This window comes from Actinomyces sp. HMT897 (genome assembly GCF_016626125.1).
Classification (GTDB): Bacteria; Actinomycetota; Actinomycetes; order Actinomycetales; family Actinomycetaceae; genus Actinomyces.
This window is the reverse complement of sequence record NZ_CP067336.1, coordinates 2,346,216-2,361,079: the sequence shown is the minus strand read 5'-3', so window position 1 is coordinate 2,361,079 and position 14,864 is coordinate 2,346,216. Positions and strand designations below refer to the sequence as shown.

The 14,864-nt window shown below is 72.0% G+C and carries 14 protein-coding genes and 1 tRNA gene; 8 read left to right on the top strand and 7 right to left on the bottom strand.

The window, feature by feature from the left end; genetic code table 11:
* The first annotated feature begins 358 nt into the window (after positions 1 to 358).
* From JJJ15_RS09250 to JJJ15_RS09225, 6 genes are all read left to right on the top strand, one after another.
* Positions 359 to 435 (top strand) — tRNA-Lys (locus JJJ15_RS09250).
* Between the two features lie 1,321 nt (positions 436 to 1,756).
* On the top strand, positions 1,757 to 2,104 hold the full coding sequence (locus tag JJJ15_RS09245) for a hypothetical protein (protein WP_200510544.1): 348 nt from the start codon (positions 1,757 to 1,759) through the stop codon (positions 2,102 to 2,104).
* A 284-nt stretch (positions 2,105 to 2,388) separates the two neighbouring features.
* Entirely contained in the window at positions 2,389 to 2,892 is a 504-nt protein-coding gene (locus JJJ15_RS09240; RefSeq protein WP_200510543.1) for a hypothetical protein, read from the top strand.
* Positions 2,889 to 3,437, top strand: coding sequence for a DUF6036 family nucleotidyltransferase (locus tag JJJ15_RS09235; RefSeq protein ID WP_200510542.1), 549 nt, complete (start codon positions 2,889 to 2,891; stop codon positions 3,435 to 3,437). Before JJJ15_RS09240 ends, JJJ15_RS09235 begins: the two co-directional genes overlap by 4 nt.
* Before the next feature lie 234 nt (positions 3,438 to 3,671).
* Positions 3,672 to 4,067, top strand: a complete 396-nt coding sequence (locus JJJ15_RS09230; protein ID WP_200510541.1) for a hypothetical protein — start codon at positions 3,672 to 3,674, stop codon at positions 4,065 to 4,067.
* Positions 4,068 to 4,966: 899 nt separating this feature from the next.
* A complete protein-coding gene (locus tag JJJ15_RS09225) occupies positions 4,967 to 5,146 on the top strand; it encodes a hypothetical protein (RefSeq protein ID WP_200510540.1) in 180 nt (59 codons plus the stop codon).
* Between the two features lie 79 nt (positions 5,147 to 5,225).
* On the opposite strand, the gene JJJ15_RS09220 is transcribed toward JJJ15_RS09225, so the two are convergent.
* Both JJJ15_RS09220 and JJJ15_RS13520 read right to left on the bottom strand, forming a co-directional pair.
* Complete coding sequence (locus JJJ15_RS09220; RefSeq protein WP_106110384.1) at positions 5,226 to 5,492, bottom strand: antitoxin VbhA family protein; 267 nt, start codon at positions 5,490 to 5,492, stop codon at positions 5,226 to 5,228.
* A 290-nt stretch (positions 5,493 to 5,782) separates the two neighbouring features.
* On the bottom strand, positions 5,783 to 6,772 hold the full coding sequence (locus JJJ15_RS13520; RefSeq protein WP_281433021.1) for a TetR/AcrR family transcriptional regulator: 990 nt from the start codon (positions 6,770 to 6,772) through the stop codon (positions 5,783 to 5,785).
* Between the two features lie 95 nt (positions 6,773 to 6,867).
* On the opposite strand from JJJ15_RS13520, the gene JJJ15_RS09210 reads away from it, so the two are divergent.
* Positions 6,868 to 7,881, top strand: a complete 1,014-nt coding sequence (locus JJJ15_RS09210) for an ABC transporter ATP-binding protein (RefSeq protein WP_200510539.1) — start codon at positions 6,868 to 6,870, stop codon at positions 7,879 to 7,881.
* Positions 7,882 to 7,950: 69 nt separating this feature from the next.
* On the top strand, positions 7,951 to 8,748 hold the full coding sequence (locus JJJ15_RS09205) for an ABC transporter permease (protein WP_200510538.1): 798 nt from the start codon (positions 7,951 to 7,953) through the stop codon (positions 8,746 to 8,748).
* 107 nt (positions 8,749 to 8,855) lie between these two features.
* Here the strand turns inward: JJJ15_RS09205 and JJJ15_RS09200 are convergent, their stop codons facing one another.
* The 5 genes from JJJ15_RS09200 to msrB all read right to left on the bottom strand — a co-directional run bounded on the left by JJJ15_RS09200 (position 8,856) and on the right by msrB (position 14,858).
* Positions 8,856 to 10,436, bottom strand: coding sequence for a DEAD/DEAH box helicase (locus JJJ15_RS09200; protein ID WP_200510537.1), 1,581 nt, complete (start codon positions 10,434 to 10,436; stop codon positions 8,856 to 8,858).
* A gap of 237 nt (positions 10,437 to 10,673) precedes the next feature.
* Positions 10,674 to 11,351: a hypothetical protein gene (locus JJJ15_RS09195; protein ID WP_200510536.1), complete on the bottom strand. Its 678-nt coding sequence runs from the start codon at positions 11,349 to 11,351 to the stop codon at positions 10,674 to 10,676.
* Between the two features lie 516 nt (positions 11,352 to 11,867).
* Positions 11,868 to 13,211: an AEC family transporter gene (locus tag JJJ15_RS13205; protein ID WP_246742001.1), complete on the bottom strand. Its 1,344-nt coding sequence runs from the start codon at positions 13,209 to 13,211 to the stop codon at positions 11,868 to 11,870.
* A 19-nt stretch (positions 13,212 to 13,230) separates the two neighbouring features.
* On the bottom strand, positions 13,231 to 14,343 hold the full coding sequence (locus JJJ15_RS09185) for an endonuclease/exonuclease/phosphatase family protein (RefSeq protein ID WP_200510535.1): 1,113 nt from the start codon (positions 14,341 to 14,343) through the stop codon (positions 13,231 to 13,233).
* 8 nt (positions 14,344 to 14,351) lie between these two features.
* Positions 14,352 to 14,858, bottom strand: a complete 507-nt coding sequence (gene msrB, locus JJJ15_RS09180) for a peptide-methionine (R)-S-oxide reductase MsrB (protein WP_246742000.1) — start codon at positions 14,856 to 14,858, stop codon at positions 14,352 to 14,354.
* Positions 14,859 to 14,864 lie beyond the last annotated feature (6 nt).

Genomic DNA, 14,864 nt, shown 5'->3' with positions numbered 1-14,864 from the left:
GGCCACAGCAGCAGCAATGACGACTCTTCTTATGGCATTAACTCCCTCAACCAGCGGCGACGTAGTGCGACGAATAGGTCACAGGTCACGCTACTAGAGGAGTGAGTACCTGTACAGCACCTCGCACAACGTCTCACTTTATGAGACCGCGTAGGGTAGACTCCCATACCGACGCCACCCGTGTGACGGTCTGGAGCGCGCGGCCGCCCAGGTCGCCGACACCAGCCGCCGCCAGCTCACCGGCTGGGTGGTAAGCCTGCTGGCCGGATGGTGAGCTCACCAACGGACCACTATCGGCACTACGTCAAGCTCGCTATGCTGGGCCCGCACCGGCGTCGGCCCACCTCCGACCCCGTACGCCCCTCTAGCTCAGTCGGTCAGAGCTGCGGACTTTTAATCCGAAGGTCGTGGGTTCGAGCCCCACGGGGGGCACCACCCGGAACCCGGGGATGGCGGCCGCGGCGCCCCGGACAGTACGGCACAACCCCTGGCGGGTAGATACCGCGGTGCGCTACGACATCCTCTACGGGCAGGGCACGGTCATGTCGGGCGCGTACGCCTCCCTGACCTACCGGACACAGGCGACAGCGAAACAGGTCACACGCCCTCTTGCGACTTCTCCCTCGCCTGTAGCGCGAGCAGGACGAGATTGATTTGCGGGGGCGAGGGTTCCCGGTCTCTCGTGGCGCGGACTCGGGTGGTTCTATGCAGTCCCTCGGATGATCTTCCGCCTGTCTGCTGGCCCGGTTCATGTGCCTGTCGCAATCTGAGGATCAGAACGAGGGCCACCCTCGGCCGCGTCGGGGCCCAGGCTCCTGACCTGCGTGGACATTGAGTGTACAAAGCTGGGAACGGGGTGGGGTCGGCTCTGATCCTCAGATTGCGACAGAACCGTCCGCCCACCACCGCCGTGGCCGTGTATAACCCCCCGTCCCCGCTCCAGGTGCGGGGCGAGGCGGGCTGACGGTGCCATAGCACCCCAGGTGCGGAGCAGGGAACCCCTAGTCCGGGCCACGGCTGGTGACGACGGGCGGCTGCCGGGCGCCACCCCGACCAGGTCACCAATCAGGCTGCCGAGGCAGTCACGATCTGTCGCGGCCAGTCGGCGGTGCGACCGCAGTGCCACCGAGCGGGCGCCGGGTCGGCAGTGAGGGAAACCGGGGTCTGGTAGACTTCAGGACCGTTGGAATCCCAAGGATCCCCAAGGATAACCCCGCGCCAGCTGGGATAATCCGATCGGCCGCAACTGGGTCGTGCCCGCCTCGGCGATAACCCCGCGCGAGCTGGGATAATCGGCCCAACTACGTAGCCCTGGTACGGCCCTGGGGCTAACCCCGCGGCGGGGATGATCCGAGCTGGGAGCAGGGCCGCAACCCAGTCCCGGAGCTAACCCCGCGTAAGCGGGGATGATCCGACGAAGAGCCAGGCGACCATCTTGCGGAGCCAGCTAACCCTGCTTGCGCGGGGATGGCCCCCGGCCGTCGAGCGCGACGGTGACACGCATGCCTAACCCTGTACAAACGGGGATGATCCGGTGTAGAATCAGCTACGAAGCGGGGATTTCCCCTGGGCTAGCCTTGAAATAAGAGGCCGACGTCCTTGGTAGACGTCCAGAACGCCCGGGAATGGGCCCCGCTTCACTGACCTTGAGCAAGCGGGGATGATCCGGTGCTTTGGCCTGTGCTCTCCCAGAGCGGAGACCAGGTAGACGAGGTCATGGTTCTCCTCCCGGACGACCAGGAGCTACGCTGGAGACGTGACGAGTGACATGGACGCCGATGACTGGGATACCGGCACCGAGTACACGCTGTACATCGGCTCCGGCCCCACGCGCGCCCAGGTCGCCAGCGTCCTTGAGGGCCACTTCACACGAGACGGTGACATCACCGCCTGGTGGGACGTCGAGGACAACTTCCCCAAGGTCGCCGCTCTGGGCTACCCGCTCGTGGTCGATGTCGATGGCTACCCCGGCCCCAAGGCGACGCGAGCTGTTCTGGCAGAGCGCCTCAGGGTCCCGATCGAGAATGAGATCACCATCGAGGACATCATCGATCCGAGTATCCCTCCCCCGACCGCCGAGGCTGTCGCAATATTCGGCGTCTGACCGGCTTCGAGGCGATTACGACCCCGGAGGCGGCTGACACCTATGTCTCCGCGCACCCGCCCGCCAGCTACACCGACGCCCTGGCCAGCGCCCAGGACCTGGTCGAGGGCGGTCCCTACCCCAGGTACCCTCGGGACCAGGCCGAGAAGCCCGCAATAACCTGCCTCGGGTACCCTCGAGGACTAGGTAGAGACCCCGGCGTCCTGAGACCCCGACGGGTGCTCTGCCTCGGGTACCCTCGGGGACCAGGAGAGCGTCGGGACCGTAACCACCAGGAGGAGATCGTGGGAGTGGCAGAGGGTGACCGGGGAGGGTTCCTCGGTGTCGGTGAGCTCATCGCCCTGGCCAGGACCGCCCCTGAGCCCCGGCTCGTCCCGGACAAGCGGGGTGTGGTCCACACCGCCGCCAGCAACGCGGCCTGGTGCCCGGCCATACTGGCCCGTGGCGACACTCTGGACGACCTGTGGCGCTTCTGCGTCCTGCAGACCCTGGACGACTACGCCTCCACCCTGCGCTGGGGCGGGGCCCAGGAGGCCGCTCGGGTCTTCGCCGAGGAACCGGCCCCCACCGGCGCCCAGCAGGTCGACGCCGCCCTGGCGGCCCTGGCCGAGCACCTCGCCGAGCGCGACGGCTGGGAGGCCCCCGCCTGGGCCGGGGACCCCGCGCGTACCACCACCTGGTACCCCGACCTGCTCGAGATGGATCGCCACGAGGCCACGCACCACGGCCCTAAGGCCTTCCGCCGCCACGGCGTGTTCATTACCCACCGGGCCCTGGGGCGAGCATGACCACCCGCACCGGGCCGGACCTGACCACCGACGACATCCGCGCCCTCCTGACCGAGCTGTCCGACCGCCTGGCCGCCCGGGGTCAGAGGGCCCAGCTGTTCGTCGTGGGCGGGGCGGCCATGGCCCTGGCCTACGACACCACCCGCACCACCCGCGACCTGGACGCGGTCTTCAGGCCCGGCTCCGTCGTACGCGAGACCGCCGAGGTCATCGCCCTGGCGCACGGGCTCCAGAGAGACTGGCTCAACGACGCCGCTAAGGGGTTCATGCCCGGCACCGACAAGTCCCCACGCACCGTCCTCAGGTCCGAGTCGCTCCTGGTCCAGGTCCCCTCACCGGAGTACCTGCTGGCTATGAAGATCTTCTCAGGACGCGGCCAGCGCGACACCGAGGACGCCGTCCGCCTGTTCGACGCCGCGGGGTACACCTCCGTCGAGCAGGTCATTGAGCTCCTAGAGCGCACCTACCCCGCACGCCTGCTCCTGCCCCGCCACCGGTACATCGCCTACGAGGTCGCCGAGAGGGCCCAGGCCGCCCGTACCTGACGGGCCCGCTGCCACATACCCCACCCAGCCAGCGGCGCACGCCCGCCGGGTGGTGGGGGTGGGCAGTGTAGCCCTGTGAGTCGTCTTGGGGCGAGTGGTGGCCACCTGCCTGTGGAGCGCCTGGTCCCGTGGGCCTGGCTTGTCCACAGGGAGTGGTGGCCCGGGGGCGGGGTGGGTGAGGATGGTGGTGTCCGCCCGTGGGGGCGGGCCCGGGGAGTTTCCGAGGAGGCTGGTATGGGTGTCGAGGATGAGGACCTGGTGACGGCGGGGGCGTGCCCGTGGGTGCGGGGGCTGATCGCCACCGTCCTGGTCACGGGGTGGGACGGGCAGGACCGGGAGCGTGCGGGACGGGCCGCGGTCCTGTCCCGGGTCCTGTGGGGGGTCCTGTCGGGCCCGCCGGTGGTGGTGCCACCGGTGGAGCGGGCCGAGGCATGGGGCGCGGTGGAGGACGTGGCGGGCCTGGTCGGGCTGCTGGGGTCGTGCCCCGGGGGGCTGGGTGTGGTGGACGCCGCCCGCCTGGCCGGGGCGCGGGTAGCCCTGGCCGAGGAGGCCCGGGCCGAGGCGGTCTTCGAGGCCCTGGAGCGCAGGGCGGTGCGCGAGTCCCTGGGCGCCGCCCCATGGGACCGGTAGACGGTGGTGGACACCGGTGGGAGGGTGGGACATAATGGTGGGGACCCACCCGGCGGCAACCGGATGGGTCCCGAGGGGCTCAGGCCCCGAGGATCTCGAACAAACGGATCAGGACCCCGGCGACGGCTGCGAGCGCGCTAACGATCTCGCACCACGTCGGGGTCCTGCGCTGTCCTGGGCCCCTGGGAGCCGCGTGGCGCGGCGGACGCTGGCGCACAGTCCCCTCACCTCCTTCCGGTGGATCGACACCCCGTCGAACAAACGGGAGGTGTCGGGGGTGATCCGCCTCAAGGAAGGCCTGCCCATCATCGCACGGGGCCGTGGTGCCCGTGGCCTACGTGGTAGTGGCGCTGGGCGGGACGTGGTCAGCACGGACGAGTGCCTCCGCCGGGGCCCGACCCTGTAGCAGGCCCCAGACCGTGGCCGCCGGTAACCGGGTAGTGGACGCGTGTGACCATGGTGGGACATAATGGTGGGGACCCACCCGGCGGCAACCGGATGGGTCCCCTGGCGGGCGGTTTCAGCTGAGCCACCTGCCGAGGGCATCCACAAGGACACTGACGGCCCGGACCAGGCGAGCGATACTGTTCAGGATCTCGCTCACCTTCCGGGCCGTTCCCTTGCCCCTGCGGCTCCTGCCTCGCGACTTGGACACGGCCCCCACCTCCTCCCTGGCTCCTAGGCCTCCCCGGCAAGGACACTGGGTGTTCCGGGAGGAGGTGCCGGAGAAGGCCCCCTGAGTATGCCACGTCGTGGGGGCCGGTCTTATACCGGCCTCCGGCGGGGACGGGCGTGCTCGGTGATGGCGCGCTCGGACAGGCCCTGGGCGTGCATGGCACGCACCCAGGACTCGATGACCAGGACAGGAGCACCCGTCCTACAGGGTCGGGCCTCGGCCGGTGCGACGTGCACCGGGGCCGGGTGACCCGGCAGCTGGCGGGGTGCCCCGGGGGGCCCGGGCGCCGCTGGTCGGGTGGGGGCGTGACCAGGGCGGGGTCGAGGCGCAGCTGGTGGGCGCGGTAGCAGGCCAGGGGGTACTCGGCAGCGGCCAGGCGCTCGTCGTCGCGCTCACCCAGTAGGTTGCGCAGCGTCCCCTGGACGACGCCGTCGGCGTGCTCGAGCGTCTCGGGGTAGAAGTACTCACGCCAGCCGGACTGCTCAGCCACGAGCGGCAGGCGCCGAGGCGCGGTCGGCCGCACGTCGGGCGGTGGCCTGGTCGCGGTAGCGTTGGACGAGCTCGTCCAGGGTGGTGGTGCCGGCCGTGAGGGCCAGGTAGTCCTCGACGTCGGCGCGGTTGGGCACCCAACCCTCGTGCCAGTTGACGGCCAGGCCCTCAATGAGCTCCTCGCGCTCGGCCGGGCTCAGCGGCTCGAACAGGTCAGGCCACCACAGGTCGGGACGGAAGGGGAAGTACGGGTCACTCACGGGCGGTCCTCCTCGCAGCGAGCGTACCGCACCACGTGCGCCCACTCGGAAGAGTCTAAACATGTACTAAAAAGACTCTTTAGAGCTCAAGCATTATGTGCGTACCCGGAGAGCCTCAGTGGTGCCGTACGCAGCCCAGAGGCCGTTCGGGGCTGCCGACTCACTCAGGGCGCCTGAGGCGCACCAGGTGCGGTCTCACACCCAGCCCCAAAGCTAACTCACGCTCAGGACGCCTGGGGCGCACGGGTCGCCGTCGGGCCCGGTGCCCCGACCCAGCAGCCGCGCAGGCCTCAGGGCCGTCCGCCGCGCTCCTCCTCCCCGGCCGCCCGGACCGCGAGCGCCTGGGCGACGCGCTCGCGGATGACCCGGTGGTGGAGGGCCGTCTCCCCCTCCCCGTCGGAGGCGGGTTCCGCCCCCGCCGCCCGCCCCGGCTCCAGCAGCCTGAGTATCCCCGCCTGCAGGAGGGACTGGTCGAGGGCGGTGCTGCCGGCCAGGGACAGGACGGCTGCCCCCTGGTCCAGGGCGGCCAGGAGCGCCCCGAGCTGCTCGCTGGTGAGGGGGTCCTCCGTCTTCCCGCTTCCCACGCCCTCTGCCGAGTCCCTGGTCCTGGCACCGGCCTCCCCGGGCCTGGCCTCCCCGGGCCCAGGCCCGGCCTCCCCGGGCCCGGCACCGCTGGCACTGCTGGCCTCGGGTCTGGCCCTACCGGCCCCGGGCCCGGCCTCCCCGGGCCTAGCCTTCCCGGGCCTGGCCCCACCGGCCCCGGGCCCGGCCTCCCCAGTCCTCGCCTCCGTGGCCTCAGCCTCCCCGGTCCCGGCGTCCGAGGCGTCTGCCGCCTGGTCGGCCGAGGCGCGGCGCGAGGACTCCACGACGGCGGAGTAGACGCCGACCACCCGGTCGAGCCGCTGCGCGACCTGCTCGCTGAGGTGCTCGTCGCGGGCGGCCACCGCAATGAACTCCAGGGTGGCCAGGGCGAAGCCCTTAATGGCCGCGGCGATCTCGTCATTGCCGGAGATGTCCACCGGGGCCTGGTCGTAGGCGTTCCAGCCACGGGTCATGGAGTCCTCGATGTTCTTGTCCAGGACCGCCAGGAACAGCTCGGCCTTGCCTGCGAAGTTGGAGTACACGGCTCCCTTGGAGAAGCCTGCGGCCCGGGCGATCTGGTCGAGCCGGGCCCCGTGGTAGCCGTCCTCGGCGAAGGCCGCGCGTGCGGCGAAGACGATGGCCTCGCGGGTCTGCCTCTGCCGGTCGCGCCTGCTGATCGGATCGGGAAGGTCGGTCACCTCTTGATCGTAGGGGCAGGTCCACCGGTTGCGCCCCCTCCCAGATTCAGATACTCTCGGTATCCACATACCGAGAGTATCTGAAAGGTGGCCCCGTGTCCTCACCCGCCCTGAGCATCACCGGCCTGACGCGCCGTTTCGGCGACGTCGTGGCCAACAACGACATCACCCTGACCATTGAGCCAGGCACCGTCCTGGGCCTGCTGGGTCACAACGGCGCGGGCAAGACCACGCTCGTCTCCCAGGTCGTGGGCCTGCTGCGCCCCCACGCCGGGTCCATCCACGTGGGTGGCGTCGACGCCGTGGCCGACCCCGCCGCCGCCCGCCGGGCCGTGGCCATCCAGCCGCAGACCCAGACCCCCATCGACGGCCTCACCCCCAGGAACGCCGTCGAGATCACCGCGCGTCTGCGAGGCCTGAGCCCGGCGCAGGCCCGTGCCGCGTCCCTGACGGTGGCCGAGGAGCTCGGCTACACCCCCTGGCTCACCCGCCGGGCGCTGCCCGAGGGCGGGGGGCTGTCCGGCGGGATCCGGCGCCTGGTCGGCTTCGCCATGGCCGCCGTCGCCCCCACGCCCCTGCTGGTCCTGGACGAGCCCACCAACGACGTCGATGCCGCCCGCCGTCGCCTGCTGTGGGACGCGGTACGCCGTCGGGCCGACGCCGGGGCGGGCGTGCTGCTGGTCACCCACAATGTCGTCGAGGCCGAGTCCATTATCGACGAGCTGGTCATCCTCGACCACGGTCGGGTGGTGGCCAGCGGCTCACCGGCACGTCTGCGCGGGGAGGCCACCGGCCTGCGCCTGGAGCTCCACCTGGCCCCCGGCTCGGCCGACCCGACCAGCCTCGGCGAGACGGCTGCGGCCCCCGCCACGCCCCCCGTCCCCACGACGCCCCTGCGTACGGTGCGTGCCGGACGGCGGATCCTGCTGACTATCGTCCCCGACGCCGCCGCGGCCTGCGTCACCTGGGCCACGGCCCTGCGCGAGGAGGGGGTCATTGAGACCTACGCGATCAGCCCCGCCACCCTGGAGGACGCCTACCTGGCCCTGACCTCCGAGGACGGTGCCGAGGACGACGAGGCGGCAGGACCGGGGCGCAGGGCCGCTTAAGGGCGCTGGCGTCGGCCACGGCCGACCGCTACCTCCATACATACCACCACAATCAAAAGGAGAATCTTCATGTCCGCACAACCCGTCGCAGTACCCAGCAGCACCCTCCATCCTCTCCGTGTTAGCACCTGGACCTGCTACACCATGATCCTGCGCTGGAACCTGGGGTCGCTGGGCCCCATGCTGCCCCTGGTCGTCGTCGTCCAGGCCCTCCTGGCCGCGGGGGTCGTCATCGGCTTCGGCATGCTCATCCCCAATATCGACGCCGACACCAGCGGGACCGCCCTGTTCCTGTCCACCGGCGCCCCCACGGTACTGCTCATGACGGTGGGGCTGGTCATTGTGCCCCAGGCCGTGAGCATGGCGCGGGCCAACGGCACCTTCACCTACCTGCGCTCCCTGCCCGTCCACCGGGGGATCCTGCTGGCCGCCGACCTGACCATGTGGCTGGCGGTGGCGCTGCCCGGGGTGGCGGTGGCCGTGGTGGTGGCCCGGCTGCGCTTTGACCTGACGCTGGACGTCAACTGGCCGCTGCTCGTATCCACCTCGTTCCTGGTCGCCCTCATGGCGACGTCGGTGGGCTACGCGATCGCGGTGAGCCTGGCCCCCACGCTGGCGCAGCTGCTCACGCAGATCCTGGTCTTCTTCGTCATGCTCTTCTCCCCCGTCACCTTCCCCGTCTCCCAGCTACCGGGCTGGTTCCAGACGGTGCACGACTGGCTGCCGGTGCGCCCTGCTGCCGACCTGCTGCGCTCCGGCCTGGCCTCACAGGCCTACGTGGCCTCTGCACGTGACCTGGTGGTCCTGCTGGTGTGGACGACGGTCGGACTCGCTATCACCCTGCGGGCCCTGACCCGCCGGGCCTGACGGCCCGCACGCGGCTGGCGGGGGCGGGCGGCTCAGCGCGCAGGGCGGGCGTCACCCCTGCCGACGAGCAGGCCGTCCAGGCGGCGGGTCAGCGCGGGGCGGGCGGCTCAGCGTCCGCCGCGCCGGCTGTGGTACTGGGGGCGCGCACCGCCCTGCCTGGCCCCACCCCGGCGACCGGCCTCACCCCGGCTGGCACCAGCCTGGTTGGCCCCTGCCCGCCCGTGCCAGGAGGTACGCCCCCCACCGGCACGACCGCCCGCGCGTGAGGCTCCCGTCCCGGAGCCGGACCGTCCCCCGGGATGGGTCCGGCCCTTGGCGGGCCCGGCTGCCTGAGGACCGTCCTGGGAGCGGGGAGCGCCGCCGGCCGGGCGCTGGCCGTGCCCCGGGCCCGCGTGGTGGGCGCCCCGGCCCGCAGCACGCGGGCCCCGACCGGATGGGGCGTGCGCCCCCTTGCCCGCGCGCGTACCACCGCCGGGGCCCTTGACGGCCACGCCCTGGGGCATGTCGGCGACGGCCAGTGTCGGGGCGACCTGCCCCACGAGCCGGGACACGGTCTCGTCCTCGGGGCGGACGCGCTCGATCTCGGCGCGGATGCGGGCCCTGTTGAGCAGGACCTGGACGTCGTGCCTCTGCTCGGGCAGGACCAGGGTGACCACGGTCCCCTCCGCCCCGGCGCGGGCGGTGCGCCCGGAGCGGTGCAGGTAGGCCTTGTGCTCGGCGGGCGGGTCCACGTGGACCACGAGCTCGACGCCGCTGACGTCAATGCCGCGCGCGGCGATGTCGGTGGCCACCATGACGTGGACGTCCCCGCTGGAGAAGGCCCGCATAGCCCGCTCACGCGCGTTCTGGCTCATATTGCCCTGGAGCTCGACGGCGGGCACGCCCGTCTGGACGAGCTTGCGGGCCAGGCGGCGCGCCAGGTGCTTGGTGCGGGTGAACAGGATGCGCTGACCGGTCCCGGAGGCCAGGCGGTGCACCAGGGCGTCCTTGGCGGCCTTGTCCGCCACCTGCCACACGCGGTGCTCCATGGCCGCCACCGGGCTGGAGGCCGGGTCGACGGCGTGGTGGAGCGGGTCGTGGAGGAACTCCTTGACCAGGGTGTCCACCCCGTTGTCCAGGGTGGCCGAGAACAGGAGACGCTGGCCGCCGGCCGGGGTGGCACGCAGGATACGGCGCACGCTGGGCAGGAAGCCGAGGTCCGCCATGAGGTCGGCCTCGTCAATGACGGTGGTCTCCACCTCGTCAAGGTGGACCAGCCCCTGGCCCATGAGGTCCAGGAGCCTGCCGGGACAGGCCACGACGACGTCGACCCCCTTGGCCAGGGCCCTCTCCTGGGGCTTCTGGCTCACGCCCCCGAAGACGGTGGTGACTCCCATATCCACCACGCGGGCCAGGGGCTCAATGACCTCGGCGATCTGGAGGGCGAGCTCACGGGTGGGGGCCAGGACCAGGCCAATGGGGTGACCGGGGCGGGCTTTGTCTTGCTGCGCCAGGCGCTGGACCAGGGGCAGGGCGAAGGCCAGGGTCTTACCGCTGCCGGTACGTCCGCGCCCCAGGACGTCGCGCCCGGCGAGGGTGTCGGGCAGGGTGGCGGTCTGGATAGGGAAGGGAGCGGTGAAGCCGCGGGCCGCCAGGGAGGCGCTGAGGTCGGCGTCCACGCCCAGGTCGGCAAAAGTCTGAGATGTCATCGGTACCCTATTGTCCCCCGCACCGCACCGGGGTACCACCAGTGGTGCCAGATGTCACGCCCAGCAGGCAGGCCGTCGGGAGACCGCACTCACGACCACGCAGGGGCCTCCCGACCCGCCCGGGCACACACCACGAGGACCAGGTGGGCAATAGCTTCTGCCTACATGATCGTCGTTATACGCGCCCGCGCAGGCCGGGAGGCCCCGCGGAAGGGTGTAGGCCCTCTAGCTTCTTGGTCAGAAGTTGTTGACCCAGGCCTCACGATGCTGGGAGAAGAAGCTCAGGGGCTCGTAGATGACCACGAACTGCCCGCCAGCGGCGATGTCGGCTTCAAAGCAGACGTCACCGGTCGTACTACCGCCGTCAATGAGCTTGCCAGCCGACAGCATGTTGTCGCTGCCAAACAACGAGCTGTTGTCAATAGTCCCGGAGGGGAGCAGCATGCTGAGCTCAAGGAGGTTGAAGTCGATCTCCTTGCCGGAGGAGTTCTGAATGGTGACGGTGGTGCAGGCAGTCTGCTTAAAGGTCGAGTCACCGGCCTCCAGCGGGGTGGACGTAATGGTCACGCCCTTGGCGGTGATGGACTCGCCCGCGTTCACCGCCACGTCGCCCTTCTTGATCCCGTTGTAGGTGGTCGTGGACTGAGGGTCGCCTGAGCCGCCCTTGCTGCCGGACTCGGGCTTCTTGGAGTCGCCGTCCGCAGCGGACCCCGCACCGGCCGACGTACCGGCGTCGGCGGCGGGATCAGACTTCTTGGAGCCGTCGCCCGTGGCCTGGACGGCGATGACCAGGACGATGATCACAGCGAGGACAATGAACCATTTCTTCTTCCAGAAGGGCTTCTTCTCAGGAGGCGCCTGGACGTAGACGACCTGTGGCTGCTGAGACGAGTCGGGCTGGGTGGGCTGGGCCATGACATACTCCTTGTCACTGTGAGCCGCCGGGGAGGGATGCGCTGAACGATCCCCCCCCCCAGCCGTCCTGCGCAAGTCTTTTTTGGGGTCTTCCGGCGTCGCAGGAGCCTCCTGTAGTCACGTTTTTATAACGTGTCGCGCCCTCACGGCCGCCGCCTTCCCGGGGAGGGCGTCCAGGGACGGAAAAAATTGATTCCGTCGTCCTGGGACACAAGGTCAAGAGGCTTTCCCTATAGGTCCCAAGAGCCTGCGTCCTCGCAGGTAAGACCCCGTGCCGAGGCGCGGACCGAGGGGGCGGGCGATCACGGGCGCGAGGAGCCCCCGAGACGTAGCGGGTGCTGGCCCCCGCATTAGGGTGCGGATGATCCCGGGCGCGGGGCCCTCGGCCGTCCTCGGGGGGTGGCAAGCCGTCGGGATAGGCGGCCGATCATGGGCGCGAGGCCCTCACCTGCCAGAACACGCAGTCCCCGGGGCAGCTGGCGACACGTCCTCGGCGGGCCCCGCGCCCCGGCCGTCTCACCGCAGGAGCGCCGTCGCCAGGAGCACCACGGGGACGAACCCGGCAGTAGTCAGCAGGACGGCATCGCGCGCCAGGGACACGCCGCGCTCGTAGCGGGAGGCGTACATAAAGACGTTCTGGGCGGTAGGCAGGCTCGCGGTCGTCACAGGAACCAGCAGCTCCGCCCCACGCAGCCCCAGGAGGCTGCCGACCAGCACCGCTAGAAGCGGGCAGACGAGAAGCTTCCAGCCCACGGCGCACCACAGGGCCAGCTCCTCGGGGTCGCGCACCGGCCGCCCGTACCCGTCCGGCCTGCCGGGCCCTGTCCGGCGCCCCTCCAGCTCCCCCGACGACGTCCCGTGCCTGCCGCGCCTGCCTGAGTACGCCGCTCCACCCCCGTCGCCCGCCTGCCCCGGGGCCGGAGGGGCTGGCGCAGGTGCCGGTGCTGCCCCGGGGAGCCCGGCGGCGTCGGGCCCGGGCTCCCGGGCTGGGCCGGGAGGGGCCGGGGGCACCACCACCCCGCCGCGGCGCGAGGCCCGGGAGTCGGCCAGGGACAGACCTAGCGCCAGCATCATGAGGGGCACGGCCGTACGGCCCAGGAGGTCGAGGACCGCCTGGACGTGCCCTCCCCCCAGGTGCTCCAGGTCCACGCCCGCGACATTGACCAGTACCCCGGACAGGACCCCGACCAGGAGCGGGTTGCGCGCCGGAGCCGTCAGGCGGGCCCGGCGTGAGGACCACGCGCCCGGGCGTGAGGACCGTCTTTCACCCGGCTGCGTGCCGCCCAGGGCTCCCCCGGACCCCACCGCACCCGGCGCCGCACCCGGCGCACGGCGTCCACCACTCGCCTCGTCCTGCCCGGATCCCGGCGCGCCCGGTACCACGCCCGGCGCCGTCGTCCCGCCCTGGCCGGGGCTGGCGGTGACCCAGTCCAGGAGGGCGAAGGACACCGGCGTGATCACCAGGAGCTGGAGGAGCAGGACGGCGGCCACGGGCGTGGTGTCGCCCAGGACCAGGAGGGCCACGGGGATGCCGAGGTTCGCGGCGTTGACGTAGGAGCAGGCCAGGGCCCCAATGACCGCGTCGGCGGCCGGACGCCGCAGGACCAGCCGCTGGAGGAGGGCGGCCCCGGCCACGGCCACCAGCTCGGTGCAGACGACCGCGGCCGTCCGCCCCGAGGCCACCGCGCCCAGGTCGGCGCGTCCTAGGGTGGTGGCCAGGAGGGCGGGGGTAGCGGCCCAGAAGGCGATCCGGGTCAGGACGCGGTCCGAGCCGACGGGCACGGCGCCCGTGCGTCCCAGCACCCAGCCCACGGCAATGACCACGCCGAAGACGCCCAGCCCGCCCAGGACCTCACCCACGGCCCGGCCTCCCCACGGCTCAGGCCCCCACCGTCTCCAGGTCCACCCAGGTGGCGGCGTGGTCGGAGACCAGGAGGGTCGTACTCCCCCAGTCCCGGGCGACCAGGTGCACCCCGGGGGACGGGGCGCCAGCGGGCGCACCATCCACGCCTGGCACCGCACCCGCGGCACCCGGCACCGCACCGCCCACGTCCGACCAGCCCGCGGCACCCGGCACCACACCACCCACGCCCGACCAGCCCGCACCACCCGCGTCCCGGGGCCCCGGCGCCAGGGGCCGGCCGTGGGCGTCCAGCGGCCAGGGGTCGGTGAGGACCTGGTCGATACGGTAGCGGGGGCCGTCAGCAGGGTAGGTGGGGCCCTCCCCCAGGAGGCGGCCCACGCCCAGGGAGCGGACCTCCTCAGGACGCAGGTTGAGGTCCCCCGCCAGGGCGTGGGGACCCGGCAGGCGGGTCAGCGCGGCCCAGGCGCCGGCGAGCTGGGCGGCGGCCACGTCCGGGCGGGTGGCCAGGTGGGTGCTGCCGACGGCGAGACCACCGGCCCCGGGCAGGACCCCCGTCGGCAGGCTCACCTGCGCGGCGAGCAGGACCCGGGCGGTCGATGTCTCCAGGCGGTAGGAACGCGGGTCCAGGGCCGCACGGAGCCGGCCCCGGCCCGCCGCCCCACCGCGGCGCGTGAGCAGGGCGGGTCCCCGTCCGAGCCTGCGCACGTGCCAGGCGGCCACGGGGTAACGGCTGATCAGGGCGTTGCCGAAACCGGCCAGGGGGCGTCCGGCGGCCGCGAGCGCCGGGCCCAGGACGTCGTCACCGCGTCTCGTAAGGCCGGAGCGCCGGGGGCGACGGCGCAGCCCGGTGACGCCGCCGGCGTAGGTGGCGGCGAGGCGGTGGTGGGGCCACCCCAGGGCCGAGGCGAGCTCGGCGACCTGGTTGAGGCGACCCGAGCGGGCCTGCCCCAGGTCCACCTCCTGGAGGGCGATGACGTCAGGCCCCAGGGCGGCCAGCTGCCCGGCCAGGGCGACCAGGACCTCGCGGGCCGCCCGGGGGTCCCGGGGGTCGGCACCCGGGCCTGCGGGGGCCGGGGCGAGCGCACCGAGCTGGGCGTGCTGGAGGTTGAGGGTCAGCAGGCGCAGCACGTCGTCCCTCAGGCCTGGCCCACATCCTGGGCGGCGGGCGGGCTGGCGGGCCGGGGGCCGGGGGAACGGCGCGGGGCGTCGTCGGGCCGGGCCCCTGCCTCCTGGAAGGTCAGGCTCACGGAGTTCATGCAGTAGCGCTGGCCGGTGGGGGTGTGGGGGGCGTCGTCGAACACATGGCCCAGGTGGCTGCCGCAGGCAGCACAGCGCACCTCGGTGCGTACCATGCCGTGGGAGGTGTCCCGGGTCAGGGTGACGGCGCTGGAGGCGGCCGGGTCGTAGAAGGAGGGCCAGCCGCAGTGGGAGTCGAACTTGGTGGTGGAGCGGAAGAGCTCGGCGCCGCAGCCGCGGCAGCGGTAGACGCCCTCGCGGTGCTCGTCCAGGAGGTCCCCGGTGAAGGGCCGCTCGGTACCGGCCTCACGGAGCACGTGGTACTCCAGGGGGCTCAGCAGGCGCCTCCACTGGGCGTCGGTACGGGCGATCGCGGCTGGGTCCAGGGCGGACTGGTTGTCTGTCACGGTCCC

Coding starts and splice junctions, on each gene's coding strand:
- JJJ15_RS09235 (WP_200510542.1), top strand. CDS start 2,889: ATGACCACCCGCACCGGGCCGGACCTGACCACCGACGACATCCGCGCC.
- JJJ15_RS09230 (WP_200510541.1), top strand. CDS start 3,672: ATGGGTGTCGAGGATGAGGACCTGGTGACGGCGGGGGCGTGCCCGTGG.
- JJJ15_RS09205 (WP_200510538.1), top strand. CDS start 7,951: ATGTCCGCACAACCCGTCGCAGTACCCAGCAGCACCCTCCATCCTCTC.
- JJJ15_RS09200 (WP_200510537.1), bottom strand. CDS start 10,436: ATGACATCTCAGACTTTTGCCGACCTGGGCGTGGACGCCGACCTCAGC.
- JJJ15_RS09195 (WP_200510536.1), bottom strand. CDS start 11,351: ATGGCCCAGCCCACCCAGCCCGACTCGTCTCAGCAGCCACAGGTCGTC.